The sequence below is a fragment of the Halovalidus salilacus genome (assembly GCF_031852275.1).
GTDB classification, from domain to species: domain Archaea; phylum Halobacteriota; class Halobacteria; order Halobacteriales; family Natrialbaceae; genus Halovalidus; species Halovalidus salilacus.
The window spans coordinates 2,963,949-2,988,236 of record NZ_CP134700.1; the positions used below are offsets into that span (position 1 = coordinate 2,963,949).

25 protein-coding genes and 1 tRNA gene are annotated in these 24,288 nt (G+C 68.3%); 10 read left to right on the forward strand and 16 right to left on the reverse strand.

Annotation, left to right across the window (positions count from 1 at the left end):
* The first annotated feature begins 131 nt into the window (after positions 1-131).
* Positions 132-920 (forward strand): formate/nitrite transporter family protein, encoded by a 789-nt coding sequence (locus RJT68_RS14580; protein ID WP_407037283.1) that lies wholly within the window; start codon positions 132-134, stop codon positions 918-920.
* Positions 921-974: 54 nt separating this feature from the next.
* Here the strand turns inward: RJT68_RS14580 and nth are convergent, their stop codons facing one another.
* Positions 975-1,658 carry an endonuclease III gene (gene nth, locus RJT68_RS14585; protein ID WP_407037284.1) on the reverse strand — a complete coding sequence of 228 codons (684 nt, stop codon included), beginning with the start codon at positions 1,656-1,658 and terminating at the stop codon, positions 975-977.
* 150 nt (positions 1,659-1,808) lie between these two features.
* On the opposite strand from nth, the gene RJT68_RS14590 reads away from it, so the two are divergent.
* From RJT68_RS14590 to RJT68_RS14610, 5 genes are all read left to right on the forward strand, one after another.
* Positions 1,809-2,789, forward strand: coding sequence for a calcium/sodium antiporter (locus RJT68_RS14590; protein WP_407037285.1), 981 nt, complete (start codon positions 1,809-1,811; stop codon positions 2,787-2,789).
* A gap of 118 nt (positions 2,790-2,907) precedes the next feature.
* Positions 2,908-3,909, forward strand: coding sequence for a glutathione S-transferase family protein (locus RJT68_RS14595; RefSeq protein WP_407040383.1), 1,002 nt, complete (start codon positions 2,908-2,910; stop codon positions 3,907-3,909).
* Between the two features lie 213 nt (positions 3,910-4,122).
* Positions 4,123-5,460: an aminomethyl-transferring glycine dehydrogenase subunit GcvPA gene (gene gcvPA / locus RJT68_RS14600; RefSeq protein ID WP_407037286.1), complete on the forward strand. Its 1,338-nt coding sequence runs from the start codon at positions 4,123-4,125 to the stop codon at positions 5,458-5,460.
* Complete coding sequence (gene gcvPB, locus RJT68_RS14605; RefSeq protein ID WP_407037287.1) at positions 5,457-7,013, forward strand: aminomethyl-transferring glycine dehydrogenase subunit GcvPB; 1,557 nt, start codon at positions 5,457-5,459, stop codon at positions 7,011-7,013. The genes gcvPA and gcvPB overlap by 4 nt, the downstream gene beginning before the upstream one ends.
* Positions 7,014-7,132: 119 nt before the next feature.
* On the forward strand, positions 7,133-8,119 hold the full coding sequence (locus RJT68_RS14610; RefSeq protein ID WP_407037288.1) for a bile acid:sodium symporter family protein: 987 nt from the start codon (positions 7,133-7,135) through the stop codon (positions 8,117-8,119).
* A gap of 60 nt (positions 8,120-8,179) precedes the next feature.
* Here RJT68_RS14610 and RJT68_RS14615 read toward each other — a convergent pair whose 3' ends face one another.
* Positions 8,180-8,344, reverse strand: a complete 165-nt coding sequence (locus RJT68_RS14615; RefSeq protein ID WP_407037289.1) for a DUF7838 family putative zinc beta-ribbon protein — start codon at positions 8,342-8,344, stop codon at positions 8,180-8,182.
* 167 nt (positions 8,345-8,511) lie between these two features.
* Between RJT68_RS14615 and RJT68_RS14620 the strand changes: the two genes are divergently transcribed.
* Positions 8,512-9,069: a cob(I)yrinic acid a,c-diamide adenosyltransferase gene (locus RJT68_RS14620; RefSeq protein ID WP_407037290.1), complete on the forward strand. Its 558-nt coding sequence runs from the start codon at positions 8,512-8,514 to the stop codon at positions 9,067-9,069.
* Positions 9,070-9,082: 13 nt separating this feature from the next.
* On the opposite strand, the gene RJT68_RS14625 is transcribed toward RJT68_RS14620, so the two are convergent.
* Positions 9,083-10,879 (reverse strand): adenine deaminase C-terminal domain-containing protein, encoded by a 1,797-nt coding sequence (locus RJT68_RS14625; RefSeq protein ID WP_407037291.1) that lies wholly within the window; start codon positions 10,877-10,879, stop codon positions 9,083-9,085.
* Positions 10,880-11,244: 365 nt separating this feature from the next.
* Between RJT68_RS14625 and RJT68_RS14630 the strand changes: the two genes are divergently transcribed.
* Both RJT68_RS14630 and RJT68_RS14635 read left to right on the forward strand, forming a co-directional pair.
* Complete coding sequence (locus RJT68_RS14630) at positions 11,245-11,505, forward strand: DUF7553 family protein (RefSeq protein ID WP_407037292.1); 261 nt, start codon at positions 11,245-11,247, stop codon at positions 11,503-11,505.
* Between the two features lie 52 nt (positions 11,506-11,557).
* Positions 11,558-11,632 (forward strand) — tRNA-Val (locus RJT68_RS14635).
* 146 nt (positions 11,633-11,778) lie between these two features.
* Here the strand turns inward: RJT68_RS14635 and ptsP are convergent.
* The 7 genes from ptsP to RJT68_RS14670 form a co-directional block, all read right to left on the reverse strand.
* Positions 11,779-13,473 carry a phosphoenolpyruvate--protein phosphotransferase gene (gene ptsP, locus RJT68_RS14640; protein WP_407037293.1) on the reverse strand — a complete coding sequence of 565 codons (1,695 nt, stop codon included), beginning with the start codon at positions 13,471-13,473 and terminating at the stop codon, positions 11,779-11,781.
* Entirely contained in the window at positions 13,470-13,754 is a 285-nt protein-coding gene (ptsH1, locus tag RJT68_RS14645) for a phosphocarrier protein HPr (RefSeq protein ID WP_407037294.1), read from the reverse strand. The genes ptsP and ptsH1 overlap by 4 nt, the downstream gene beginning before the upstream one ends.
* A gap of 95 nt (positions 13,755-13,849) precedes the next feature.
* Positions 13,850-14,236 (reverse strand): dihydroxyacetone kinase phosphoryl donor subunit DhaM, encoded by a 387-nt coding sequence (dhaM, locus tag RJT68_RS14650; protein ID WP_407037295.1) that lies wholly within the window; start codon positions 14,234-14,236, stop codon positions 13,850-13,852.
* Between the two features lies 1 nt (position 14,237).
* Entirely contained in the window at positions 14,238-14,951 is a 714-nt protein-coding gene (gene dhaL / locus RJT68_RS14655; protein WP_407037296.1) for a dihydroxyacetone kinase subunit DhaL, read from the reverse strand.
* 57 nt (positions 14,952-15,008) lie between these two features.
* A complete protein-coding gene (gene dhaK, locus RJT68_RS14660) occupies positions 15,009-15,998 on the reverse strand; it encodes a dihydroxyacetone kinase subunit DhaK (protein WP_407037297.1) in 990 nt (329 codons plus the stop codon).
* A 420-nt stretch (positions 15,999-16,418) separates the two neighbouring features.
* A complete protein-coding gene (locus tag RJT68_RS14665; protein ID WP_407037298.1) occupies positions 16,419-16,748 on the reverse strand; it encodes a zinc ribbon domain-containing protein in 330 nt (109 codons plus the stop codon).
* 62 nt (positions 16,749-16,810) lie between these two features.
* On the reverse strand, positions 16,811-17,524 hold the full coding sequence (locus RJT68_RS14670; RefSeq protein WP_407037299.1) for a class I SAM-dependent methyltransferase: 714 nt from the start codon (positions 17,522-17,524) through the stop codon (positions 16,811-16,813).
* A gap of 40 nt (positions 17,525-17,564) precedes the next feature.
* Here RJT68_RS14670 and RJT68_RS14675 point away from each other — a divergent pair, with 40 nt between their 5' ends.
* Positions 17,565-17,795, forward strand: coding sequence for a hypothetical protein (locus RJT68_RS14675; RefSeq protein WP_407037300.1), 231 nt, complete (start codon positions 17,565-17,567; stop codon positions 17,793-17,795).
* Positions 17,796-17,881: 86 nt separating this feature from the next.
* Here the strand turns inward: RJT68_RS14675 and bcp are convergent, their stop codons facing one another.
* The 6 genes from bcp to RJT68_RS14705 form a co-directional block, all read right to left on the reverse strand.
* Positions 17,882-18,355, reverse strand: coding sequence for a thioredoxin-dependent thiol peroxidase (gene bcp / locus RJT68_RS14680; protein ID WP_407037301.1), 474 nt, complete (start codon positions 18,353-18,355; stop codon positions 17,882-17,884).
* Between the two features lie 132 nt (positions 18,356-18,487).
* On the reverse strand, positions 18,488-19,471 hold the full coding sequence (locus RJT68_RS14685) for a DNA replication complex subunit Gins51 (protein WP_407037302.1): 984 nt from the start codon (positions 19,469-19,471) through the stop codon (positions 18,488-18,490).
* 1 nt (position 19,472) lies between these two features.
* A complete protein-coding gene (gene priS / locus RJT68_RS14690; protein ID WP_407037303.1) occupies positions 19,473-20,651 on the reverse strand; it encodes a DNA primase small subunit PriS in 1,179 nt (392 codons plus the stop codon).
* Positions 20,652-20,943: 292 nt separating this feature from the next.
* Positions 20,944-21,591, reverse strand: coding sequence for an FmdE family protein (locus RJT68_RS14695; RefSeq protein ID WP_407037304.1), 648 nt, complete (start codon positions 21,589-21,591; stop codon positions 20,944-20,946).
* Positions 21,592-21,641: 50 nt separating this feature from the next.
* On the reverse strand, positions 21,642-23,642 hold the full coding sequence (locus RJT68_RS14700; protein WP_407037305.1) for a heavy metal translocating P-type ATPase: 2,001 nt from the start codon (positions 23,640-23,642) through the stop codon (positions 21,642-21,644).
* 6 nt (positions 23,643-23,648) lie between these two features.
* The gene (locus RJT68_RS14705) at positions 23,649-23,864 is read right to left on the reverse strand and encodes a heavy-metal-associated domain-containing protein (RefSeq protein ID WP_407037306.1); all 216 of its coding nucleotides are present in this window, start codon (positions 23,862-23,864) and stop codon (positions 23,649-23,651) included.
* Positions 23,865-24,288 lie beyond the last annotated feature (424 nt).

Sequence of the window (24,288 nt, forward strand, 5' to 3'; positions counted from 1 at the left end):
AGTACGTCGACGGTTCGAACGATCACTGGCGAGCGCCCGCTGGCATTGGAGAGGCTCGACCGCAGAATCCGCGCGTACGGGAGCGCAGGCACGTCGTATTTCGGTCGGGAGGCCGAACGACCGGCAGGTCCATGTCCGTCGCACCCGATCCCTCCGAGATCTTCGACCGGGCGGCCGAAGAGGGACAGCGCCGCCTCGACCAGTCGCCGATCGAACTGGTCTCGACCGGGTTCATCGCGGGATTCACGGTCGTCTTCGGCATCGCCGCGCTCGGCATCGTCCACGCGGTCCTCGAGCCGAGAATCGGTGACGCGGCCAAGCTTCCGGGCGCGCTCGCGTTCGGCCTGGCGCTCGTGATGCTGATCGTCGGTCGGACGGAGCTGTTCAACGAGAACTTCTTCGCGCCCGTCGCGGCGGCGATCGAAACCGAAGATTCGTGGCTCGTTCGGCCCCTGCTTCGCCTGTGGATCGGAACGTTCGTCCTCAACCTGGTCGGCGGCGCGCTCATCGTGTTCGTCATGTCGGTCGAGGGTGCCCTCCCCACCGGAACGGGGGCGTCGCTGGGGACGGTCGCCGAGGAGATCGTCCACCGCAGGCCGATGGGGATGTTCGCGGACGCCATCGCCGGGGGTGCGCTCGTGGCGTTGCTCTCGCACCTCCTCGAGTCGGTCAACAGCGTCGTCGGACGGAGCGCGATGGCGTACATCGTCGGGATCCTGCTGGCGCTCGGTCCCTTCGATCACGTCGTCGTCACCATCCTCCACGTGTTCTTCGGCATGCAGTTCGGCGCCGACGTCGGCGTCGGAGCGCTGGTGACGGTGACCGCCGTCGTGACGGCAGGAAACGTCGTCGGCGGACTCGGGCTGGTCACGGTCAGCCTCATCGCCCAGGTGTCGGGAGACAGCGGGAACTCCGGGTGAACGCAGGCAAACGGAGCCCCCGCGTAACCGGTTCGTCGGGTCGGTGGTACCGTCTCACCAGGGCTCGCCGGACGCCAGGTCGATCCCCCCGTCGCCCTTCTCCGACGGGCAGATGTCGGCCAGCACGCAGTCGTCGCAGTCGGGGTTGCGCGCGGTGCAGACCGCCCGCCCGTGGTCGATGCAGAGGTGGGTGAACTGCTGCCAGTACCCGTCGGGAACGAGCTCCATCAGGTCGACCTCGATCTTCGCGGGGTACTCCTCCTCCGTCAGCCCCAGTCGCCTCGAGAGCCGTTGGACGTGCGTGTCCACGACTATCCCTTCGACGACGTCGTGGGCGTGCTGGAGGACGACGTTGGCCGTCTTGCGCCCGACGCCGGGGAGGTCCGTCAGGTCGCTCATCGTGTCGGGCACCTCGCCGTCGTGCTCTTCGAGGATCTTCCGACACGATTCCTTGATGTAGCCCGCCTTGCTGTTGTAGTAGGTGATCGAATTGAGGTCCTCCGCGAGTTCCTCCTGCGGCGCGTTCGCGTAGTCCTCCGGCCCGTCGTACTTCTCGAAGAGGTGCTCGGTTTCCGTATTGACCCGCTCGTCCGTACACTGCGCCGAGAGGATCACCGCGATCAGCAACTCGAGTCGGTTCGAATACCGCAGCGAGATCGTCGAGTCGGGGTAGGCCTCCTCGAGGCGCTCGACGATCTCCTCGGCCTGTTCCCGCCGGGTCTCGCGTGGGGTTCCCATCGGGTGAGTGGTAGCGCGGACGTCCTTTGAGCGTTCGGATTTCGTCGGCCGCCCCTCGCGACCGGGTGCGGCGCTCGCACGGCGCCGGGGGTCGATCCCGGCCGTCGACGAAACGGACCGTTTTGGTCCGCCGGGTGCAACCACCAGTCGATGACCGCGGTACCTGTCGGAGACGTCGCGTTGCTAATCGCGAGCGTCGCCGCCCTCTGGTTCGGCGCCCGGTGGCTCGTCGACGCGGCCTCGACGCTCGCCCGTCGTGCGGGCGTCTCCGCGCTCGTCGTCGGGTTGACGGTCGTGGCCTTCGGCACCTCCGCGCCGGAGATCACCGTCTCCGTCGGGGCCGCCCTCGAGGGACGGGGGGACGTCGCGGTCGGGAACGCGGTGGGGTCGAATGTGTTCAACCTCGGCGTCGTCCTCGGCCTCGTCGCCGCGTTCGTCCCGTTCCGGGTCACGGAGACGCTGGTCCGCCGCGACGCGCTCGCGATGGCCGTCGCGACCGGACTCGGGACGCTCGTGCTCGTGGATCTTGCGGTCTCGCGGCTCGAGGGAGGAGTCCTGCTCGGTACGTTGTTCGTCTACCTGGGCTGGCTCGTGGCCGCCACGCGGCGGTCGAACGCGGTCGAGTCGGAGGCGACCGCGAACGCGGACGACCCTCGAGGGAGCGAACCTGGGTGGGCGAGGGGCGGGAGTGGAGTCGGCCGCCAGATCGTTCGGCTCCTCGTCGGCCTCGCGCTCGTCGTCGCGGGCGGGCGGCTGCTGGTCGATGCTGCGACCAGGATCGCGGTGTCGGCGGGCGTCTCAGAGTGGGTGATCGGCGTCACGATCGTCGCCGCGGGGACGTCGCTCCCGGAGCTCGTCACGTCCGTCGTCGCGGCGCGTCGGGGCGAGGTCGCGATCGCCGCCGGAAACGTGGTCGGGTCGAACGTGTTCAACCTGCTCGGCGTCCTGGGGCTGGCCGCCCTCGTCCGACCGCTGGCGATCGCCCCCGCGGCGCTCGAGGGGCTCGCCTGGCTCGTAGGTCTCACCGCCGTCGCCACCGTCCTGCTCGCGACCGGACGGCGACTGACGCGCCTCGAGGGGATCGCCCTCGTCGCCATCGTCGCCGTCTACTGGATCACGAGCGTACTCTGAGGGCGCGAGGGCGCGAGGGCGCGAGCGGGAGCGCCGACGCCGCGGCGACGTCCGGTAACACCGATGTCCGCGGGGGGTTTTGTGCGCTCGAGCCCAATCTGAGGGTGTGACCAGGAACATGCTCGTCGACGGGGAGTGGCGAACGGACGCGGGCGAGTACACCGACGAGGACGGCTCGTTTCAGCGCCAGGAGACGACGTTCCACGACGAGGTCCGCGACGACCCTGACGCTCGGTTCCAGCCCGAGGCGGGGCGGTACCACCTCTACGTCTCCTACGCCTGCCCGTGGGCCCACCGGACGCTCGTCGTGCGGGCGCTGAAGGGGCTCGAGGACGCGATCTCCGTCTCGGTCGTCGACCCCTACCGAGACGAGGGCGGCTGGCAGTTTAGCCCCGAGAAGGAGGGCTGTACGCCCGATCACGTCCACGACGCCGACTACCTTCGCGAACTCTACGTCCGCGCGGACCCGGACGCGACCTGCCGCGTGACGGTGCCCGTGCTGTGGGACACGGAGGAGGACACCATCGTCAACAACGAGTCGAAGGAGATCATGCGGATGCTCGACACCGAGTTCGACGACCCGGCCGAACGGGACGTCGACCTCTACCCCGAGGGCTACCGCGAGGAGGTCGACCGGATCCTCGAGGAGATATACGAGCCGATCAACAACGGCGTCTACCGGGCCGGCTTCGCGACCGAGCAGGAGCCCTACGACGAGGCGATCGACGATCTGTTCTCCGCGCTGGATCGCTGGGACGAAGTGCTGGGCGAGCAGCGTTACCTCGCAGGCGACCGGCTGACCGAGGTCGACGTGGCGATGTTCACGACGCTGATCCGGTTCGACAACGTGTACCACACGCACTTCATGTGTAACGTGCAGTACATCAGGGAGTACGAGAACCTCTGGCCGTACCTGCGGGATCTGTACCAAACGACCGGCGTCGCCGAGACGGTGCACGTGGACCACATCAGAGAACACTACTACACGACCCACCCGGACGTCAACCCCCATCGCATCGTCGCCCGGGGACCGAACCTCGACCTCGAGGCGCCCCACGACCGCGACGAACTGCCGGGCGGCCCGCCGTCGGCGCTCGCACCCGCCAGCGCGGACGATTGAGACCGACGGTTCGCCTCGAGCGACCGGAACGACCGCTCGCGCTGAATTTCTCTCAGCCCGTCGGGTGACGGTCCAAAGAGGTGCGTTCATTATCCACTACTCGCTAGTAGCGCGTAACGTGTCCCGGACCAGAATCCTACTCGATTCTACGCGGGGGAGTGGAGAATCGCTCGACGGACGGACCGTGCGGTTCGACCGGGACCTTTCTCACCCATGAACGGATCACACGCCACGGGGAGCCCGTACGCTCCCCACACGGACGACGAACTCGAGGCGATGCTCGAGGCGGTCGGCGTCGACTCGGTGGAGGACCTCTTCGATATCCCCGAGGACGTCCGCTTCGACGACGAGTTCGGCATCGACGCCCGGAGCGAGCGCGAGACCAGGCGGCTGGTTCGCTCGACGCTCTCGAAGAACGACACCCTCACGGAACTGCTCGGCCGGGGCCACTACGGCTACTACGTCCCGTCGCTGGTCGACCACCTGGCGGACCGCGCGGAGTTTCTCACCTCCTACACGCAGTACCAGCCCGAGATCTCCCAGGGGTTCCTGCAGGCGCTGTTCGAGTACCAGTCGCTGCTGGTCGAGTTGACGGGCCTCGAGGTCGCCAACTGCTCGATGTACGACGCGGCGACGGCCCTCGGCGAGGCGGCCACCCTCGCCGAACGGGTCAGGAGCACGTCAGGTCACCGCGTGCTCGTCCCCGACCTCCTGCGAGAGGGTCGTCGAAGCACCCTCGAGAACTACGTCGCCGGCACCGACCTCGAGGTCGAGTCCTATCCGACCGACGACGCGAACGTCGACCTCGCCGCGCTCGAGGACGCGGTCGACGACGACGTCGTGATGGTCTACGCCGAGAACCCGACCGTCCGCGGGACGATCGAGGAGGGGCTGGTGGAGATCGGCGACGTCGCCGACGAGGCGGGCGCCCTCTTCGTTTTGGGATCGGATCCGATCGCCCTCTCGCTGCTGCAGAAGCCGAGCGACGTCGGCGCGGACGTCGTCGTCGGTGACGCGAGCGTGTTGGGACTGGGAACTAGCTACGGGATGGGGCTCGGCCTCTTCGCCACCCGCGAGGAATTCCTCCGGCAGGTCCCCGGCCGCCTCGTCGGAGCGAGCGAGGACGCGACCGGGCGGCGGGCGTTCACCCTCACGCTCCAGACGCGCGAACAGCACATCCGCCGGGAGCGCGCGACGAGTAACATCTGCACGAACCAGGCGTGGGTCGCCCTCCGAACGGCGATACACGCCGCCTCCCTTGGCCCCTCGGGGCTCGTCGACCTCGCGAAACGGGGCGTGACGCGGGCAGAGGACCTCGCCGAGCGCGTCGACGCGCTCACCGGGGTCGCGGCGCCCGTCCACGATCGGCGGCACTTCCGGGAGTTCGTCGCCCACGTCGACCAGCCCGCGACGGCCATCGCGGAGGACCTCGAGGACCTCGGCTTCGCCGTCCACGTCGTCGGCGAGCACGAGATCCAGCTCTGCGTCGCCGGCGTCCCCGACGAGGCGCTCGATCGGTTCGTCGTCGCGCTCAGGGAGGTGGTCCGATGAGCGAGCGCGGCGAGGAGGAAGAGCGGTCGACCGACGGCGAACGGCCGGCCGAGGACGGACTGATCGAACGGGCCGGCGGCGCGCGCTACGAACAAGCTCGCTACGTCCGCGACGACCGGTACGAGCCCCTGCTCTCGGAGAAGGACCTGACCAGGGTCGAAATCGACGGCGCTAACGGAGACGAGGGCGCGAGCGAGGTCGACTCGCCGCTGCCCGACGAGCTGACCAGGGACGACCTCGAGCTCCCCGAACTCTCGGAACCCGAACTCGCGCGCCACTACACGCGCCTCTCGCAGATGGTCTACGGGATCGACAGCGGGCCCTACCCGCTCGGGTCGTGTACGATGAAGTACAACCCGAAGTTCACCGAGGACGTCGCGGCCCTCCCCCCGGCGAGCGTCCACCCCGACCGCTCGGAGGCGTCGATCCAGGGGACGCTCGAGTTGCTGTACCGGCTGCAGGACTACCTCGGCCGGATCGGCGGCATGGACGCCGTCACCCTCCAGCCGCCCGCGGGGGCGGCGGGGGAGTTCGTCGGCATCCGCGTGGCGCGAGCCTACCACGAGCACGAGGGCGAGGAGCACCGACACGAGGTGATCGTGCCCGAGAGCGCCCACGGGACGAACTTCGCGACCGCGGCGCTCGGCGGCTACGACGTCGTCTCGCTGCCCAGCGACGAGAACGGACGGGTCGACCTCGAGGCGCTCGAGGCAGCCCTCTCGGAGGACACGGCCGCGTTGATGCTCACGAACCCGAACACGCTGGGGCTGTTCGAGCGCGACATCAGCGAAATCGCCGAACTGGTCCACGACGTCGGCGGCCTGCTCTACTACGACGGGGCGAACCTGAACGCCCTGCTCGGACGGGCTCGCCCGGGCGACATGGGCTTCGACGTGATGCACTACAACGTCCACAAGACGTTCGCCACGCCCCACGGCGGGGGCGGACCCGGCGCGGGGCCGGTGGGCGTCGACGAGCGGCTGGCGCCGTTCCTCCCCTCGCCACGGGTTCGGAAGGCCGACGACGACAGCGGCCTCGAGTACGAACTGTTCGAACCCGAGCACTCCATCGGTCACGTCCACGGCTACCACGGCAACTGGCTCGTGCTGATCAAGGCGTTCGCCTACATCGCCCGCCTGGGCGACGAGGGGCTGACCGACGCCAGCGCCAAGGCGGTCCTGAACGCCAACTACCTCGCGAGCCAGATCGAGTACGAGGTTCCCTACGAACCGTTCCACCACGAGTTCGTCGCGAGCGCGGGCGGTCAGGACGCCGCCGACGTCGCCAAACGGATGCTCGACTACGGCGTCCACCCGCCGACGACGAAGTGGCCGGAGATCGTCCCCGAGGCCCTGATGACCGAACCCACCGAAATCGAGGGGAAAGACACCCTCGATCAACTGGCCGCCGCGTTCGACGCCGTCGCCGACGAGGACGACGAGACGCTCGAGTCCGCACCCCGCGAGACCGCCGCACGACGGATCGACCAGACGAGCGCCGCGCGGAACCCGCGGCTGTCGTGGCAGGCGCTCGAGGCTGACGACGAGCAGTAGGGACGACCGCGACCCCCGCGCTACCGAACCCGCGCTCCCGTACCGTTCGGCGATAGAATCATTTATTATAATTACACTCCGGTACAGCGTATGCGATCGAATAACGGAGAGGACGGTCGATGAGCGTCGTCGATACGTTCGAGCGGATCGGGAATTTTACGAGCAGGTTCTTCGTCGTCTGGGTGCTCGCGTTCTCGGCGATCGCCCTCTACAGTCCGTACCCGTTCACGGAGGTCATCCCGCACATCTCGCTGTTGCTGGGGGTCATCATGCTCGGGATGGGGCTGACGCTCACCCCCGACGATTTCAAGCGGATCCTCGAGCGTCCGCGCGACGTCTTCATCGGCGCGATGGCCCAGTGGATCGTCATGCCGGTGGCGGCCTACGCGCTCGTGGCGGTCCTCGACCTCCCGTGGGAGATCGGCCTCGGACTGATCCTCGTCGGCGCCGCGCCCGGCGGAACGGCGTCGAACGTGATGACGTACCTCGGTCGCGGCGACGTCGCGCTCTCGGTGACGATCACGTCGGTGACGACCATCGCCGCGCCGCTGCTCATGCCCGCGTGGGTGGTCCTGCTCGCCGGCGAGGAGATCACGGTCAGCTTCGCCGACATGGCGACGTCGATCGTGCAGATCGTCCTCGTCCCGGTTCTCGCGGGCCTGGTGATCCGGTACGCGCTCGACCGCTACGCGCCGACGGTCGCCAGGGCGGGACTGTCGATCTTCCCCGCGGTCAGCGTTGTCGCCATCGTCGCCATCGTCGCCGGCGTCGTCGGGGCGAGCGTCGAGAACATCCTCACCGCGGGCGCGCTCGTCTTCGCCGCCGTGATCCTCCACAACGGGATCGGCCTCGGCGCGGGGTACGGTATCGGGCACGCCTTCAACATGGCCGAGGACCGCGCCCGAACCTGCGCGTTCGAGGTCGGACTGCAGAACAGCGGCCTGGCGGTCGCGCTGGCGACCTCGCTGTTCGATCCGGCCGCCGCGCTGATCCCGGCGCTGTTCAGCGTCTGGCACAACGTGAGCGGCCCGGCGCTCGCGAACTACTTCACCCGAGTCGACGGCAAATCGGTCACGGAGTACGAACCCGTCGTTAGTGACGACTGACGGCCGCGAGCGACGGTCGCGGACGACGGACGAGAGAAGAACGGACCGATCCCGCCCGCCTCACGCGGTACTCGAGTCGATCCCGTTGATCTGGACGAAGCCGTACTCGCAGTCGGGGCAGTGCCACTTCACCTTCTCGCCGAGGTGGAGCGTCGTGCTGGCGGCGCGGTAGAATGTCTTCTCGCCGCCGCAGTTCGGACACTCGTGGTCGAGTTCCTGAGCCATGATCGACGCTTGCGGGCGAGGTGAGTTTAAGATACTGATTTCGTCGATCCAGCCGACGGCCGATCCCGTCGGACGACGGGTGGCTGCTCGAGAGGGACGACGGTGACGACGGCGACTGCGACGGTGACGACGGCGGAACTAAGTGCGATCCGTCCGACGACACGACCATGCCGATCTACACCGGTCGCGGAGACGACGGGAAGACCGATCTCCGGGACATGAGCCGAGTCTCCAAGGCCAGCGCCCGCATCGAGGCCTACGGGACGGTCGACGAGTTGAACGCCCTCGTCGGCACCGTCCGCCCGACCGACTACGACGACGTCGACGAACGCCTCCGCGCGGTGCAGAACCACCTGCACGTCGTGCAGGCGGACTTCGCGAATCCCGACTCCGGGACCGACGGAGACGACGACGGAGACGAGGAGGGCCACGTCATCCGACCCGAGCACGCCGAGACGATCGAGGCGTGGATCGACGAGTACGACGAGGAACTCGAGCCGCTCCGGTCGTTCATCCTCCCGACGGGCAGCGAGTCGGGCGCGAAGCTCCACCACGCGCGCACGGTCTGCCGGCGCGCCGAGCGGCGCGCGGTCGAACTCGCCTCCGAAGAGGAGATCAACGAGGAGGCGGTGCAGTACCTGAACCGCCTTTCGGACGGGTTGTTCACACTCGCCCGGGTGGTCAACCAGCGCGACGGCGAACCGGAGGAGGCGCCGAGTTACTGATCGCGGGGATCGGCTACTCCGATTCCGAATCGGGTTCGGGCTCGAGGCCGACGAGCGACCGCCCGAGGATGTCGGCGTAGCCCGACGCCGTCAGTTTGAGCGTCGGAACTCCCACGAACGTCAGCGTCTGGAGCACCAACAGCGGCGCGTCGACGTCGACCCCGGCGTCCCGCGTCGCCCGCTCGGCCGCCTCGAGATCGGCCACGACCGCGCCCACCGGCGCGTCGGCGGCACCACCGGCGATCGGCATCGCAACCTCGGCGACGACCTCGCCGTCCCGAGCGACGGCGAATCCGCCGCCCAATTCGGCGACCCGTTCGGTCGCGACCACGGCGTCGTCCGGGTCGGCGGCGACCGTCGCGAGGCCCCGCGCCTCCCACGTCGCCGTCGTCGCGACGGCACCCTCCTCGAGGCCGAAACCGGCGAGGAAGCCGGTGAAGCTTCGATCGGTGTCCGGCTCGGTGGCCAACAGCGTCGCCGTCACCACGTCCTCCTCGGGCGCCGGGACGAGGCGGTCGCCCTCGACCGCCGGTTCGACCGTCGTCTCGGTCGTCACCAACCCTCGACCGACTTCCATCGCCCGGACCGTTACCCCAGGTGCGGCCTCTAGCGGGGCGGTGAACCGGTCCCGCTCGAGGTCGGCGGGGATCGAGACGCTCTCGTACACGTAGTCGGGGTAGGGCTCCGCCCGTTCGGCGAAACGGGCGGCCTCGAGCGGCTCCCCGTCTTCGACCACCACCGCGCCCTCGACGACCACCGTTTCCACGGCCATCGACTCGAGGTCGTCGACGATCGCGAGGTCGGCGTAGGCCCGCGGTTCGACGACGCCCCGGCCCTCGAGGCCGAAGTGTTCGGCCGGGTTCCGCGAGGCGGCGTCGATCGCGTCCGGGGCGGAGATCCCCGCCTCGATCGCCCGCCGGACGACGTCCGCCATCCCGTAGCCCTCGAGCAGGTCCGGCGGCCAGACGCCGTCGGTCGACAGCGAGACGCTCGCGGGCGAGAGATCGGAGAACGCCTCGGCGAGGGCGTCCAGGTCGTCCCGGTTCGATCCGCAGCGGCCGACGACGTGGACGCCGTGCTCGGCGCGTTCGCGGACGCCCTCCGCGGAGATGGCCTCGTGGTCGTTGTCGACGACGGTTGCGAACGACCGCATCGAGTCACCGCGACAGCCGGCGCCGTGGCCGACGATCGCGGCCCCCGCCTCCCGGGCCCGCTCGCAGAGGCGGTGGATCGGCGAGTCACGGCCGACGACGTGGATCCAGTCGATCTCGCCCACGGCGACGATCCGGTCGCGCTCGAGCAGCGACGCGAGCGCGTCGACCTCCGCCTCGAGGTCCGGCCCCGTGCCGTTCCCCCCGTCGCGGCCGTCGTCGGAGGGGGCGAACGTGTCCGCCAGCGACTGCGGCGGGAGACAGTAGTACACCGAGAGCGGGAGGTCTTCGGCCCGCTCGAGGAGCGTCTCGACACCCCGTGCGCCGAACGGCACGCCGAGGGCCGACGTCTCGGAGACGACCGACGTCGTGCCGGAGGCCAGGAGGTGGGGCGCGGCCCGCTCGGGCGTCACCCGCATGTCGGCGTGCGTGTGGGCGTCGATCAACCCGGGGAGAACGACCCGGTCGTCCGCGGAGATCACGGTCGTCTCCTCGTCGACGACCGGATCGGCGTCCTCGAGGAGGGCCGCGATCCGATCGCCGACGATCGCCACGTCTCGCTCGAGGAAGTCGCGCCGGTGCGAACAGTAGATGCGCCCGTTCTCGACCACCAGATCGGCCGTCGCCCGCTCCTCGGCGACCCGCTGTCTCTCGTCCATGGAATGTCGTCTCACGCCGGTTCGTAGCGCACCCGGTTGTCGATTTCGGTCCGCTCGAGTCGAACCCGCTCCTCGAGGACGTCGAGGTGAAGTGGATCTGCAGCACCTTCGGTTCGGGGTCGACGATGGTCCGGTCGGCGGCGCCGGCGTTGTCGTCCCGACGGGAAACGGCGTCGGGATCGGCAGCGCTCGAATACACTCGAGGAGGAGCGTGAGGGGGCCGTTACGCGTTCGGAACGGCGAATTCCGCGTCGGAAACCGAGGACGATCGGTTCGGTCTCGTATTCCCTACGGTAGGATCCCAATTCTGTTGCTCTCGAAAGGACTATATCCACGCGGCGCTACATTGGGAGTAGGTATCTAGCATGAACAAGCACTTTCACGACAGCGTATACTACCTGAAGCGCGCCAGTCAGCACGCTCGTCTCGGACTCGAGGAGGCCGCCGAACCAGTCGTCGTCCGCGTTCGACGGCGGTTCGGCCGCGAGCCGGAACCCGAGGCCGAGTCGCCCCGCGTCGAGGCCGTCCTCGAGGACGTGAAGGACCTCGAGGCGCGAGCCGAGAACGAGGCGCGCGAGCGGCTCGGGCGGGTCCGACGGCGGTTCGGCGGCCGCTCGAGTTCGTAGACGCGGTGACGAAAGGAAACCTTAAGTCGGACGACCGGATAGCAACCCCTGCGGGTTGGTGATCTAGTCCGGTTATGATACCTCCTTCACACGGAGGAAGTCGGCAGTTCAAATCTGCCCCAACCCATACGAACTACGTACGGTTTGCGATCGTGCCGGCGAGAGAGATCCGTCGGGATACCCGGTTCGGATCCAGCGGAGGAGAGCGGGCATGCATCGACGGTTCGGATCAGGACTGCGTCCGGCGGAATATCCCAGAGAACCACCCGCTTCTCAGAGCAGCGACCGAACCTCGTCGCGGGTATCGGCTTCGAGCGCTCGCTCGGCCAGATCCTCGGCGTCGTCGGTGCTGGTCTCCTCGATCCGACGCTTCACCGCCGGGACGGTCACCGCGCTCATGCTCAGTTCGTCGAGGCCGAGGCCGACGAGCAACTCCGTCAGGTCCGGGTCGCCGGCCATTTCGCCGCACATCCCGACCCGGACGCCCTCGGCGCGCCCCGCCTCTACCGTCCGGCGGATCGCCCGGAGCACCGGCGGGTGCAGCGGATCGTGGAGGTCGGCGAGCGCCTCGCTCTCACGGTCAACGGCCATGACGTACTGCGTCAGGTCGTTGGTGCCGATGCTGAGAAACTCGACGCGCTCCGCGACCTGATCCGCACACAGGACGGCCGCCGGCGTCTCGATCATAACGCCCAGCTCCGGCCTGGCGTGCTCGGTCCCCTCGTCGGCCAGGTCCGCGGCGACGTCGTCGACCGCCTCGAGCGCCCCCTCGAGTTCGGGGATCGTCGAAACCAGCGGAAACATCACCGCCAGGCCGTCGCCGTGCTCGGACGCCGCGGCGCGCAAGAGCGCGCGGAGTTGGGTCTCGAAGAGATCGCGGTGCCGGTCGAGCGAGAGTCGGATTCCCCGTTCGCCGAGGAACGGGTTGGACTCCTCCGGCAGCTCGAGGTACGGGACCGGCTTGTCCCCGCCGATGTCGAGCGTTCGGACGACGACCCGGTCGCCGGTAAATGCGTCGAGGACGTCGGTCACGGCGTCGTACTGCTCGTCCTCGGTAGGGGGCGTCTCCCGGTCGAGAAACAGGAACTCCGTGCGGAACAGGCCGACGCCGTCGGCGCCGCTCTCGACTGCCGGCGTCAGTTCGCCCGTCCCGCCGAGGTTCGCGGCCACCTCGACGTGTTTCCCGTCGGTCGTCTCGACCGGCCCCTGGCGAATCTCGGGGCCTGACTCCGCTGTCGCCTCAAGGGCCTCGTCGTCGGAATCGACCACGATTCGACCGTCCTCGCCGTCGACGAGCACGCGGTCGCCGTCGGCGATCGTCTCGAGCGCGTCTCCGACCTGGACGATCGCCGGGATGGCGAGCGAGCGCGCGAGGATGGCCGCGTGGGAGGTCCGCCCGCCGGCCTTCGTGACGATGCCCGCTACCCGATCCGGGTCGAGATCGGCAGTGTCGCTGGGCGTCAGTCGATCGGCCAGCAGGACGATCCGCTCGTCGGCGTCCGGCCCATCGGTCCGGGACGGCTCCGTGGCGCTCTCGTCGTCGACCAGCAGGCGCAGTAGCCTGTCGCGGACGTCCCGCAGGTCGTCGGCGCGCTCGGCCATCCGCCCGTCCATCCCCTCGAACTGGTCGACGAACCCGTCGAAGGTCTCCCGTACGGCGTGGGCCGCCGGCAGGCCGTCCTCGATCGCCGACTCGACGCCGTCGGTGATCTGGGGGTCGTCGAGAAACTGGACGTGGGCGTCGAAGATTTCGGCTTCGGCCTCGCCGACGCGCTCGCTGGCGCGGTCCCGTTCGCGTTCGAGGGCCGCCCGCGCCGCGTCACGCGCTTGCTCGAACGCCGCCAGTTCGTCGCCCGGGTCGACGATCTCGGGCGCCGGGGGCTCACCCAGGTCGATCGTCCTGTCGTGCCAGCGGGCGATCCCGTATCCGGTGCGCGGCGTGACGCCGACGCCACCGAGTTCGGTCATTCCTCGGCCCCCTCGTCGCCGTCTTCGGGCGACGAGAGGACCTCGGCCAGCGCATCGAGCGCGGCCCCGGCGTCCTCCCCCTCGGCGACGAGTCGGACGTCCTCCCCGGACTCGACGTTCAGGCCCGTGACCGCGAGCATACTCCGTGCGTTGACGGACTTCCCGTCGTCGACCGGTTCCAGCGTGATCTCGCTGTCGTACTCGTTGGCCGTCTGCACGAACCGGGACGCCGGACGAGCGTGCAGGCCAGCCTCGGGGACCACTGTTACGATACGCTCCATACCAGTTCGAATCTTGGCCGGAGTGCGACTTTATTTCCCCGGTTGGTTTCGGTCCGTCACTCCCGACGATCAGCACCAAATTCCGGCGGTTCTCCCTACTCGAAGAGACCGATCGCTTCGGTCGCGGCCCGTTCGACGGAGTCGAGGGTCGCGTTCGGGCTCGACGCCTCGACGGCCGCGTTGAGCGTCCCCTCGAGAAGCGGCGCGTCGACCACGACGCACTCGACGTCGTCGACGGATTCGATAGCCACCTCCGCGTTCATGACGGCGCTGCCGAGGTCGACGAGGACGACCACGCCGTCGGTCTCGTCGGCGAGTCGCTCCAGCGCCGCGCCGATGTCGTCGACCGAGGTTCCGATCCCGCCGTCGGGGTCGCCGCCGACGGCCTCGATCCGGGCGTCGTCGCCGCCCATCTCGAGGGAGATGTCCCTGATCCCTTCTGCAGCTTTCCCGCTGTGAGAGACGACGAGTAGTCCGATCATGCTACTCCTCCACCTCCTCCGGATCCTCGTCGGGGATCGTCGGCGACGTGGCGTCGAGGTCGACGTCGCCGTCGAGGTACTCCTCGGCGGTGGCGAGCAGCTCCTCCAGGATCAGCAGCGTGCTCGTCGCGCCGGGATCCTGGTGACCGACGGATCGCCAGCCGAGGTAGGAGGCGCGGCCCTTGACCGCTTTGAGCGGGACGGTGTACTCGACGCCCCGTTCGGCCGCGTCGACGGCTTTCGACAGCGCCTCCAGCGGAGGGAGGTCGTCCACTTCGATCGACTTCTTGTAGGTGTGAACCGCCGGCGTCAGCGCGTCGACCATCGTCTTGTCGCCGACCTTGGCGCCGCCCCTGTCCTGTAGCTTCTCGAGATAGGCTTCGGCGAACGCGACGGTCGTTTCGGCGGTGATCCCCGCTTCGAGTTCCTGACTCGCGTGCATACAGGAGCCGCCGTACAGCGGTCCTGACGCCCCACCAACCTCGGAAATAAGCGTCGTGCCCACCGTCTTCACCAGGTCCTGCGCGTCGGCGTCCTCCTGCTGATCGAGCGTTTCGACTACGGCTTTGAATCCTCGGTCGAGGTTCGCCCCGTGGTCGGCGTCGCCGATCGCCGAGTCGAGGTCGGTCAGGTATTTTTTCTCTGACTCTATCCGGGCGGCGATCCGGTCGACCGCTTCCAGAATCGCTTCGCACTCCGTCTCTCGAGAAGCCATGATCCGTGGTACAGTTACTCAGCAATAATATCTTTGGGGTCCAGATCGTCCGAGGGATCACACCTTGAACGCCGGCGTATTCGCCGGGTCGCTCAGTAGACCCTTGAGTTCGTCGTCGAGGTCGAGGACCGTCACCGAGCAGCCGGCCATCTCGAGCGATGTCATGTAGTCCCCTACCCAGGTGTCCCACGTCTCCAGGCCCTCGTCTTCCAGGTGGTCCTGCACCGCCCTGTTGACGATGAACAGTTCCGACAGTGGCGTGCCGCCCATCCCGTTGACGATCGTGGCGACCTCTCCCTCGGGTTCGACGTCTTCGAGGACCGCCGTCGTTAGCTCCGCGGCGATCTCGTCGGCGTCCATCATGTCGGTGCGCTCGACGCCGGGTTCGCCGTGGATGCCGATGCCGAGCTCGATCTCGTCGTCGCCGAGATCGAACGTCGGCGCGCCCTTCTCCGGGGTGACACACGAGGTGAGCGCCATCCCCATGGTCCCGACGTTGTCGACGACTTTCTCCGCGACGCGCCGGACCTCGTCGAGGTCCTCGCCGCGCTCCGCTGCCGCCCCCGCCACCTTGTGGACGAAGATCGTGCCGCAGACGCCGCGTCGGCCGGACGTGTACGTGGAGTCCTCCACGGCGACGTCGTCGTTGACGACGACCTGCTCGACGTCGACGTCCTCCATCGCAGCCATCTCGGCCGCGGTATCGAAGTTCATCACGTCGCCTTCGTAGTTCTTGACGACGCAGAGAACGCCCTCGCCGGCGTCGCAGGCCTGGATCGTCTCGTTGATCTCGTCGGCGGTCGGCGACGTGAACACCTCCCCCGCCGCCGCGCCGTCGAGCATCCCGTCGCCGAGATAGCCGGCGTGGGTCGGCTCGTGGCCGCTCCCACCGCCGCTGACGATCCCGACCTTGTCGTCGACAGGGGCGTCGTTCCGAACGAGTACATTCGTCCCGTCCAGTCGACGCAGTCGGTCCGGGTACGCCGCGACCATCCCGTCGAGCATCTCGTCTACTACGTTTTCCGGATCATTGATAAGCTTCTTCATGCCACACGTACATATCTCTCGAACGTATACAAAACGCTTATTTAGAAAGGATTATGTGTCCCCCCGGTGGTGGTCCTCGACCGAGAGATCTTGGAGACGCGAAACGTCCGCAACCCCTCGCCGTGGCCCTCGCACCGACGTTCGTGGCCGCCTGAATCACCGTCATTCGAACGGACTCTCGAAATTAGCAGCCTATAGATATGTTCTCTCTCAGTAATTCCTTCTGTAGTATACAACCGGGGGATTGGAACTGTTCGTGTTTGACCAGAACTGTTTCAGGGACACTATCTAGTTTAGCACCTCCGCTGGCGTCTATCTGTTCTTATCTGCCCCGACCCAAAACCTGCCCTAACCCACGCTCAAAGAGCATCTCGAGTTGGTAACCCCTACCATCGAATCTACCAGCCAACAACGGCCACGTCACTCGAGTCGCCGCAGACACCCGTGACAGAACGACGCGAAGGAATCGTTATCCGCCTCGCAGATGGGACACCGATCGTCCTGCGCGTGGTGCGACCGCGACCGCGAGTTCGACGAGGGCGATGGGCCGATAAGGCGCTTCTCCGGGTCGGCGTAGGCGTCGAAGACGTCACCCCACGTGACCGTCGGGTCGTCGCGACCCGCGCGTTCGCAGGTGCGGGTGACGAACGAGTGTCGTCGCATACGGCAGAGGCCGTGCCAGAGTCCGAGGAACAGCAGGGACGGAAGGACACAGAGGAGGAGGGCGATTCCGAGCGGCGCGAGGGTCATAGGCGCGATTGCGCCGCGTCGGGCCTAACGGGCCGCGTTGATTTGTGTACGAGTAATATAGCTCACGCCGGCCGGGCCCTGATCCCCGTGAGGATGCCGGCTAGCCAGGTGGAGACGTAGCTGACCTCGAGGTCGCTCCGCTCGAGCGACTCGAGGGGGTCCTGGTTCCACCGACAGCCGTGTTTCTCGTAGTGGGCGTCTGCCCGCCAATCCTGGAATCGCGCGATCGGACCCAGGTCGCTGCGACCGTGCTCGAGGAGTAACACCCGTCCGTCGGGTTTGCAGACGCGGTTCATCTCGTTCAGGGCGGCGACCGGGTCGGGGAACGTGCAGGTCGACAGCGACGAGACGACCGTGTCGAACGCGTCGTCGGGGAACGCGAGGTTCTGCGCGTCCATCTCGAGCAGGTTGTCGCCTCGCTCGAGGTCGTCGAACCGATCCTCGGCGTTCGCCAGCATCTCCGGGCTGAGATCGACGCCGACGTACTCGACGGAGCCGGGGAGGTGCGGGACGTTCGTCCCCGTGCCGCAGGCGACGTCAAGCACTCGACCCTCGGCCCGCTCGAAGACGCGGCGGCGGTACCGCCCGGCCAACAGCCGATCGGCCCACGCCATCCGCGCCATCATATCGGCCTGGTCCGCGTAGACGCCGCGGATCTCCTCGAGCGACATCGGACGCCTCGCGGACGGGCGTTCGCCGTCGGCGCCCCTCGAGTCGCGGTCGGTATTCGATTCACCCGACGAGTCCGCCCCGGACGGCGCATCTGACGCGCTCATTGAACGTGCGTTCGGCCCCTAATACTGAAGTGGTATGGGTATGCCATCGTGCGGCACGGTCGAGGCGGCGCATCCGACCGCCGTCCGGCCGTGCCATCACGAGCGCCATCCCAACGATCAACCGGACGCGCGGCGGACGAGCGCAGGTGGCGACCGGAGAGCGTCACACCGAGACGGTACCCACGTCCCGCTCGAGGACGTATCGATCGAGGGGGAACTCGGTGCGGTGGACAACCGCGCGGCCGACCGGTCCGAGACGCACCCGGGGTGATCGCGCTATCGAGCGCAGCGCGGCCGCTCTCGAGGTTGCGAGAGACCGCGAGAAGTCGCGAGCGCGCGGAAATCGTCGAGACCCGGTCAGGGCGCGACTTCGGCCGCCTCGAGGTCCTCGAGCACCTCCTCGGCGTGGCCGTCGGGCGTGACGCCCTCGTAGACGGACTCGATGCGACCGTCGGGGCCGACGACGTACGTGTTGCGGAAGACGCCGTCGAAGGTGTTGCCGAACATCTGTTTCTCGCCGTACGACTCGTACAGGGTCGCGACCTCGCCGAACTCGTCGGAGAGGAGGTCGAACTCGAGGTCGTACTCGTCGGCGAACGACTCCAGGTCCGAGACCGGGTCGTCGCTGATGCCGACGATCGCGACGTCGCGGTCGTCGAAGTCGGGTTTCGCGTCGTTGAACCCGCAGGCCTCGGTCGTGCAGCCGCTCGTGTTCGCGCGGGGGTAGAAGTAGACGACGAGTCGCTGCCCCTCGAAGTCCGACCGGCGGACGAGGTCGCCGTCCTGATTCTCGAGTTCGAATTCCGGTGCGGTGTCACCAACGTCGAGCATAGGAGCGTGTTAGCGACTGCCGTTGTATGTATTGTGATTCCGGTTTCGTCTTCCGCGGGGGACGTTCGACGATCGCTCTGCGCGACCGATCGTCTCGGTCGACGGGAGAAACGGGGCCGCGAGAATCGGCCGTCACTCGAGCGGTTCCGCCGCGTCCCGCTCGACCAGTGGATCGGCGTTCCGCTCGGGCAGCGTGACCACGTCGTCGGCCGAGAGGGTGTACTCCCGGTCGTCGACGCCGAGGATCGAGCCGACGTCGCGGGTGATCCTCACGGTGACGCGGTCGACCTCCCGGTCGGGGGCCGCGCCGGCTCCGCCCCCGGTGTCGCCGCGGGATTCGGCACCCTGCGCGCTCGAGTCGTCCGCCGCCGTCGGATCGGCGTCGGACGGGCGCGGATCGGTCCCCGATCCGGAGGACGGGGCTGACGGCGTGGACGTGGAGTTCGTCGACCTCGCGTCCTCGCTCCCGTCCGTGGGGGCCGTCTCGACACCCGGTGGATCGGACGAGGGAGGGTCGCCGCCCATCACGTCCGCGGCGGAGACGCCGTCGGCGGCCGGCGACTCCGGCGGGGCCGGGGGCGCGTCGTCGGCCGTCGTCGACCGCGCCTGCTCGTTCGGCGACGGTCGCTCGTCCGTCGCGGAGTCCGCGGTCGGCCCGTCGGTACTCCCGTTCGCGTCCGCGGCGGTTGTATCGCCCGCCGCCTGGGCATCGGGGCCGGGGGCGGATTCCGCCCCTTCGAGGACGTCCAGCACCCGACGCTTGTTGCCCTGAATGCGGTCGATGAGGTCGTCGAAGAGGTCTGCCTCCTCGGCGGTCAGCCCCTCGTCGTTGGCGGGCATGCCGGCGGCGGCGAGGCTGGCCTGCTTGACGAGTTTTCCCATCCGGCGCTCGTAGATCGCCTCGACGACGTCCTTGGCGGTCTCGATCTCGTCGGTGAGTCGGCCCACCTCGGGCGAGGAGAAGGGGTCGTCCGCGGCGTCGGCGACGCGCTCGCGCTCGGCCTCGAGGTCGGCGATGTAGTCGCCGACCTCCCGGTAGAACGAAGGGCGCAGGTTCTGGAGGCTGTCCTTCTGGCGCTCCTTGCTCTGAACCGTGCGCAGTTCCTCGAGATTCATGTTATGCTTCCTTCTCCTTCTCCGCCCTGCCGCGCGCCATCAGGAACGCGGCGACGTACTCGGGTAGTGACTGGTCACCTTCCGATACTGTAAACGTATCGCCTCCGAGTTCGACCTCTCCGCCGCGGGTGACGTCGACGGCGATCTCGTGGCCCGTGAACGTCTCCGGGACGGCGTCGACGAGGGGATCGAACGCCTCGAGGTCGTCGCGGTCGATGCGGACCACCTTGAGGGCGCTGCCGCCGTGGAGGCTTCCCGGCAGTCGGATGAGCCGGTTCGTGTCCGTCGTGACGGGTTCGTCGATGGGCGCGTTGTCGCGCTCGACGGCCTCCGCGGCGAACCGTTCGGCGAGCTGGGCGACCGCCGTGTGGACCGTCACGTTGCCCGCCTCGAGGCCCTCCCGGTTGTTCCGGGCGGCGTTGAGCGTCGCCTGCGCCTTCCCCTCGCCGATGCCTTCGAACTCCTGGAGGCGCTCGAGGGCCTCGTCCTCCTCCATCGCGAGCAACTCGTCGACGAAGTCCATGAAGTAGCCGTGGATCCGTTTCCCCCAGCCGCCCGAGATCCGGAGGGTTCGTCGCTCCGTGGGCGTCTTTCGCCCCAGTCCGGCGACGGTCTCGGTCTCGATCAGCCGCTCGAAGTCGAGGCCGATCCCCCGGACGTAGTCGACGATCTCGCGGCGGTGTTCGCGCTCCAGGTGGAGCACGTTCTCGTCGCGAACGTGGACGTGGTACCCCCGCCCGCCCGAGAAGACGATCTCGAGCGCTTCGAAGCCGAAGTCGTCCTCGAGGAAGTCGAGGAGGCGAAAGAGGGCGTCCTTGCACTTTTCGAGCATCTCCGCGTAGGAGTCCTCCCCCAGCGTCACGCTCGGGAGGTGGTCGGCGTCGAGGTCGAAGACGAGGTCGGAGGCCCGCCAGTCCTTCTTGCTCATCGAACTCGCCCCGGGGTCGCGGTAGCGACCGACGGAGAAGTAGACGTGCTGGGGCCGCTTGCGCTCGAGGAAGTCCTCGAGCGAGCCCAGTTCGAGGAGCGACTTGTGCCGGACCATCGTGGTCCCGGGGCCCTCGGTGAAGGGGATGTACCCCCACTCGCGCTCGTTCGCCGCGGGCGGCGGCGTGATCTCCGTGCGTCGGTAGTGATCACGGAATCGGCCGCGGAGATAGGCCCTCGTTCGCTCCTCCATGCGTCTCGGGTAGTCGGCGGCAGGGGGCTATAATCCTGCCGAAAGTTTCGACCGCGGGAACGGGACTCGAGCCGCCGTACCGGCGGCGTACTGTGTCGCGACGACCTCACGACCGGGACTCGTTCGGATTCGGGAGCCATCCCCTTCTCGGCGAGTTCCTCGAGCGCCGACTCGGACTTTTCGAGGTCGAGGTTCGTGCCTACGAGGACGTAGTCGGCCCCGGTGAACTGAATTCGCGAGAGACCGTTCTCCTCGGCGACTCGTGTTCGAGCGGACGATCGCGGGATCGCCGTCACCGCGATTCGACGGTCACGTACCGGTCGCCGCGCAGAATCGCCCGGACGCGGCCGTGCCAGTCCTCGGCGAAGGCGGTCCGTTCCTCCTCGGTCGCCGTCCCGTCGACCAGCTTCGGCAGGTTCGAGGTGGCCGGACCGCCGGTCGGGACCTCCTCGACGCGGTAGGTAACCCGGACGGACTCTCCCGTGTCGGTGCGAGCGAATTCGTACGCGATCCCATCGACCCCGATGGCGCCGAACCGCAGCAGGTCCCGTCGGTCGCCGTGACCGCCCGCGAGGCCGCCGAAGCCGTCCTCGCCCGCGGCGCCCGTCACGTACGAGATCACCCTCGAGGTGACGCCGTAAGCGGGGTCGTCGCGCGGTCCGCCGGCGGTTACGGCGACGTCGCCGCGAACGGGGAGGTCGTCGGGGTACAGCGCCTCGAGGCCGGCCTTCGCGATCCGGTACGCGCCGGCCGTCGTGGGACAGGAGTGGCCGGCGATCGTCACGACGTCCTCGTAGGTGAGGACGAAGGGCTCGCCCGGCTCGAGGACGGCCAGCGCCTCGGCGACGGGGTCGCGGACGCGGATCGGTTCGATATCGTCGTAGTCGACGGTCCAGTTCGTCCGATCGGATTCTCGGGTCGCAGTTGGTGTGTTACTCATTGGCAGCTGTTGGGTTGTGGTGGTGAAGTGTGATAGTGGAAAATCGATCGTCAGTACCGCAGTAGCCGCATACCGTTCAGGATGACCAGCAGCACGCTACCGACGTGGACGAGCATGCCGCTCGCCATGTGCACGTAGCCGGCGAAGACGCCCGAGAGCAGCAGGGCGACGGTGACCACGGCGATGGCGACGTTCTCCGTCACGTTCCACCGGGTCGCCTTGCTGAGCCCCACGGCGTACGGGATGCGCGCTAGGTCGTCGGCCAGCAGCGCCACGTCGGCCGTCTCGATGGCGGTGTCGGTCCCGGCGGCGCCCATCGCGATCCCGACGTCGGCGGTGGCGAGCGACGGCGCGTCGTTGATGCCGTCGCCGACCATCGCGACGACGTGGCCTTCCTCCCGGAACGACTCGATGGCAGCCTGCTTCTCCTCGGGGAGCAGCTCCGCGCGGTAGTCGTCGATCCCAACGGCTTCCGCGACCGCCCGCGCGGTCCGCTCGTTGTCGCCGGTCAGCATCACCGTCCGGATCCCGGCCGCGTTCAGCGCCGCCACGACGTCGGCCGCGGCTGACCGGAGTTCGTCCCGGATCGAGACGAGGCCGACGACCTCACCCTCGAGGGCGACGTGGACCGGCGTCTCGCCGGCCTCCTCGCGCTCGCGGACGCGGTCGGCGATCTGATCGGAGACGTCGATCCCGCGCTCTTCGAGGAGCGCGCGGTTGCCGACGACGATCGTGCGGCCGCCGTGGCTCGCGACGACGCCCTTACCGGGAACGACCGCGAAGTCGTCGGGGTCGGGGATCGTCGGCCGCTCGAGGGGCGAGTCGTCCGCTCGCTCGAGGGTCGCTCCGCCGTCGGAAACGGAAACGCTCGAGCCGCCGTCCGTAACCGTTGACCCGGACGAAGGAGCCCCGTCGCGGCCCCGGGCGGCCTCGAGGATGGCGTCCGCGAGGTGGTGTTCGCTCTTCTTCTCGGCGATCGCGGCGTAGCGCAGGACCGCCTCGTCGTCGACGCCGACTCCCTCGACGCGCGAGACGGTCGGCTCTCCGCGCGTCAGCGTGCCGGTCTTGTCGAACGCGACGAGGTCGATCGCGCCGGCCGTCTCGAGGTGCTCGCCGCCCTTCATGAGCACCCCGTTCCGGGCCGCGTTCCCGATGGCGCTGACGATGCTCACCGGCGGACCGATCACCAGCGCGCCGGGACAGCCGATGACCAGCAGCGTCAGCGCGAGGACGGCGTCGCCCGTGACCGCGAACGCGCCGGTCGCCAGCACGACGATCGCCGGCGTGTAGTACTGGGCGAACCGTTCGATGATCGTCTGGGTCGGCGCCGTCGCCTCCTGGGCCTCCTCGACCCGGCGGATGATCCGCTCGAGCGTCGTATCCCGACCGGTGCTAGTCGCGACGACCTCGAGGGCGCCCTCCTGGTTGATCGTCCCGGCGTAGACCTCGTCGCCGGCGGACTTGCGGACGGGCGCGCTCTCGCCGGTGACCGGCGACTGGTCGATGGCGCTCTCCCCGTCGGCGACCTCGCCGTCGACGGGCACCTTCGCGCCGGGCTTGACGAGCACGGTCTCCCCCGGTTCGACCTCGCGGGCCGGGACCTCGACTTCTCGCGGCTCCGCCGCTCGTCTGTCCGAGGCGCTCTGCGCCTCGCGCTCCCCGCCGCGGCGGACGATCGCCGTGTCCGGCGCTAGCTCGAGGAGTTCCTCGAGGGCCGCGCGGGTCTTGCCCATCGTGCGCGCCTCGAGGTAGTTCCCGAGCGCGAACAGGAAGACGACGGCGCCGGCCTCCCAGTACTCCCCGATGAGGATCGCGCCGACCGCTGCCAGGGTGACGAGCGTGTTGATGCCGACGGTGCCGCTCCGCAAGGTGTGGTAGGCCTTCGTCGCGACGTCGTAGCCGCCGACGACCGCCGCGAGGATCATCAGCGCCGCGCTCGCCGCCTCGAGGTCGTGGAAGTAGCCGACGGCCCAGCCGGACGCGAAGAGCGCGCCGCTGGCGACGACGATCGCGGGCTTCCGGTGGCGCCGCAGGTATCGCGTGGCGTTCACGGACGGTCACCTCGGACGAGGGGTGTACCCCCGCTTCTCGATCGTCCGTTCGAAGGCGTCGGGTTCGACGACGGTCTCCTCGTACTCGATCTCGACGCGGCCGGTCGTGTAGTGCACCTCGACGCGGTCGACGCCCTCGGTCTTCGAGAGGTCTCGTTCGACGGTGCTCGCACAGGTCGGGCAGTCGAAGTCGGTCACGCGAAATTCGGTGATCTGGGTCATCTGTCTTCGATCGATCCTACGATCCCGCCGCACAAATATATCACTCAAATGAGTTGTCTGGGTGCGATCACGGGCGGTTCGACCGGTGAAACGACTCGTCTAAGGGGAAACGGGTTGGGAGACGCTCGGGGAACCACGGAGAATTTCTTCGGCGCGCTCGCGGGACGCCCTCGCAGTCGCTCGGACGTCCCGCGGACTCGCGAGGTCTTCGCGAGCAAGGTGAGCGAACGAGTCGGGTGGGGAGGGGACGGCGGCGGGCAGGAATGAAACCCGGTGATGCGAACAAGCGAACGGAGTGAGCGCTCAGCGAACCGCGGACTGTCGAGCGGTTCGGGGGCTTTCGAGGTGGTACTTGCACCGTGGACGGTAACGCTCCCCAGAGGGAAATCGAACGAGCGCGTACCCGGATGGACGTGGAATCGAG

Coding starts and splice junctions, on each gene's coding strand:
- RJT68_RS14610 (WP_407037288.1), top strand. CDS start 7,133: ATGAGCGTCGTCGATACGTTCGAGCGGATCGGGAATTTTACGAGCAGG.
- gcvPB (WP_407037287.1), top strand. CDS start 5,457: ATGAGCGAGCGCGGCGAGGAGGAAGAGCGGTCGACCGACGGCGAACGG.
- ptsP (WP_407037293.1), bottom strand. CDS start 13,473: ATGACCGAACTCGGTGGCGTCGGCGTCACGCCGCGCACCGGATACGGG.
- dhaM (WP_407037295.1), bottom strand. CDS start 14,236: ATGATCGGACTACTCGTCGTCTCTCACAGCGGGAAAGCTGCAGAAGGG.
- priS (WP_407037303.1), bottom strand. CDS start 20,651: ATGGAGGAGCGAACGAGGGCCTATCTCCGCGGCCGATTCCGTGATCAC.
- bcp (WP_407037301.1), bottom strand. CDS start 18,355: ATGCTCGACGTTGGTGACACCGCACCGGAATTCGAACTCGAGAATCAG.
- RJT68_RS14580 (WP_407037283.1), top strand. CDS start 132: ATGTCCGTCGCACCCGATCCCTCCGAGATCTTCGACCGGGCGGCCGAA.
- RJT68_RS14630 (WP_407037292.1), top strand. CDS start 11,245: ATGAACAAGCACTTTCACGACAGCGTATACTACCTGAAGCGCGCCAGT.
- RJT68_RS14595 (WP_407040383.1), top strand. CDS start 2,908: ATGCTCGTCGACGGGGAGTGGCGAACGGACGCGGGCGAGTACACCGAC.
- gcvPA (WP_407037286.1), top strand. CDS start 4,123: ATGAACGGATCACACGCCACGGGGAGCCCGTACGCTCCCCACACGGAC.
- RJT68_RS14705 (WP_407037306.1), bottom strand. CDS start 23,864: ATGACCCAGATCACCGAATTTCGCGTGACCGACTTCGACTGCCCGACC.
- dhaL (WP_407037296.1), bottom strand. CDS start 14,951: ATGGCTTCTCGAGAGACGGAGTGCGAAGCGATTCTGGAAGCGGTCGAC.
- RJT68_RS14615 (WP_407037289.1), bottom strand. CDS start 8,344: ATGGCTCAGGAACTCGACCACGAGTGTCCGAACTGCGGCGGCGAGAAG.
- RJT68_RS14590 (WP_407037285.1), top strand. CDS start 1,809: ATGACCGCGGTACCTGTCGGAGACGTCGCGTTGCTAATCGCGAGCGTC.
- RJT68_RS14695 (WP_407037304.1), bottom strand. CDS start 21,591: ATGAGTAACACACCAACTGCGACCCGAGAATCCGATCGGACGAACTGG.
- ptsH1 (WP_407037294.1), bottom strand. CDS start 13,754: ATGGAGCGTATCGTAACAGTGGTCCCCGAGGCTGGCCTGCACGCTCGT.
- dhaK (WP_407037297.1), bottom strand. CDS start 15,998: ATGAAGAAGCTTATCAATGATCCGGAAAACGTAGTAGACGAGATGCTC.
- RJT68_RS14670 (WP_407037299.1), bottom strand. CDS start 17,524: ATGAGCGCGTCAGATGCGCCGTCCGGGGCGGACTCGTCGGGTGAATCG.
- RJT68_RS14620 (WP_407037290.1), top strand. CDS start 8,512: ATGCCGATCTACACCGGTCGCGGAGACGACGGGAAGACCGATCTCCGG.
- RJT68_RS14665 (WP_407037298.1), bottom strand. CDS start 16,748: ATGACCCTCGCGCCGCTCGGAATCGCCCTCCTCCTCTGTGTCCTTCCG.
- RJT68_RS14625 (WP_407037291.1), bottom strand. CDS start 10,879: ATGGACGAGAGACAGCGGGTCGCCGAGGAGCGGGCGACGGCCGATCTG.
- RJT68_RS14685 (WP_407037302.1), bottom strand. CDS start 19,471: ATGAATCTCGAGGAACTGCGCACGGTTCAGAGCAAGGAGCGCCAGAAG.
- RJT68_RS14675 (WP_407037300.1), top strand. CDS start 17,565: ATGCCATCGTGCGGCACGGTCGAGGCGGCGCATCCGACCGCCGTCCGG.
- nth (WP_407037284.1), bottom strand. CDS start 1,658: ATGGGAACCCCACGCGAGACCCGGCGGGAACAGGCCGAGGAGATCGTC.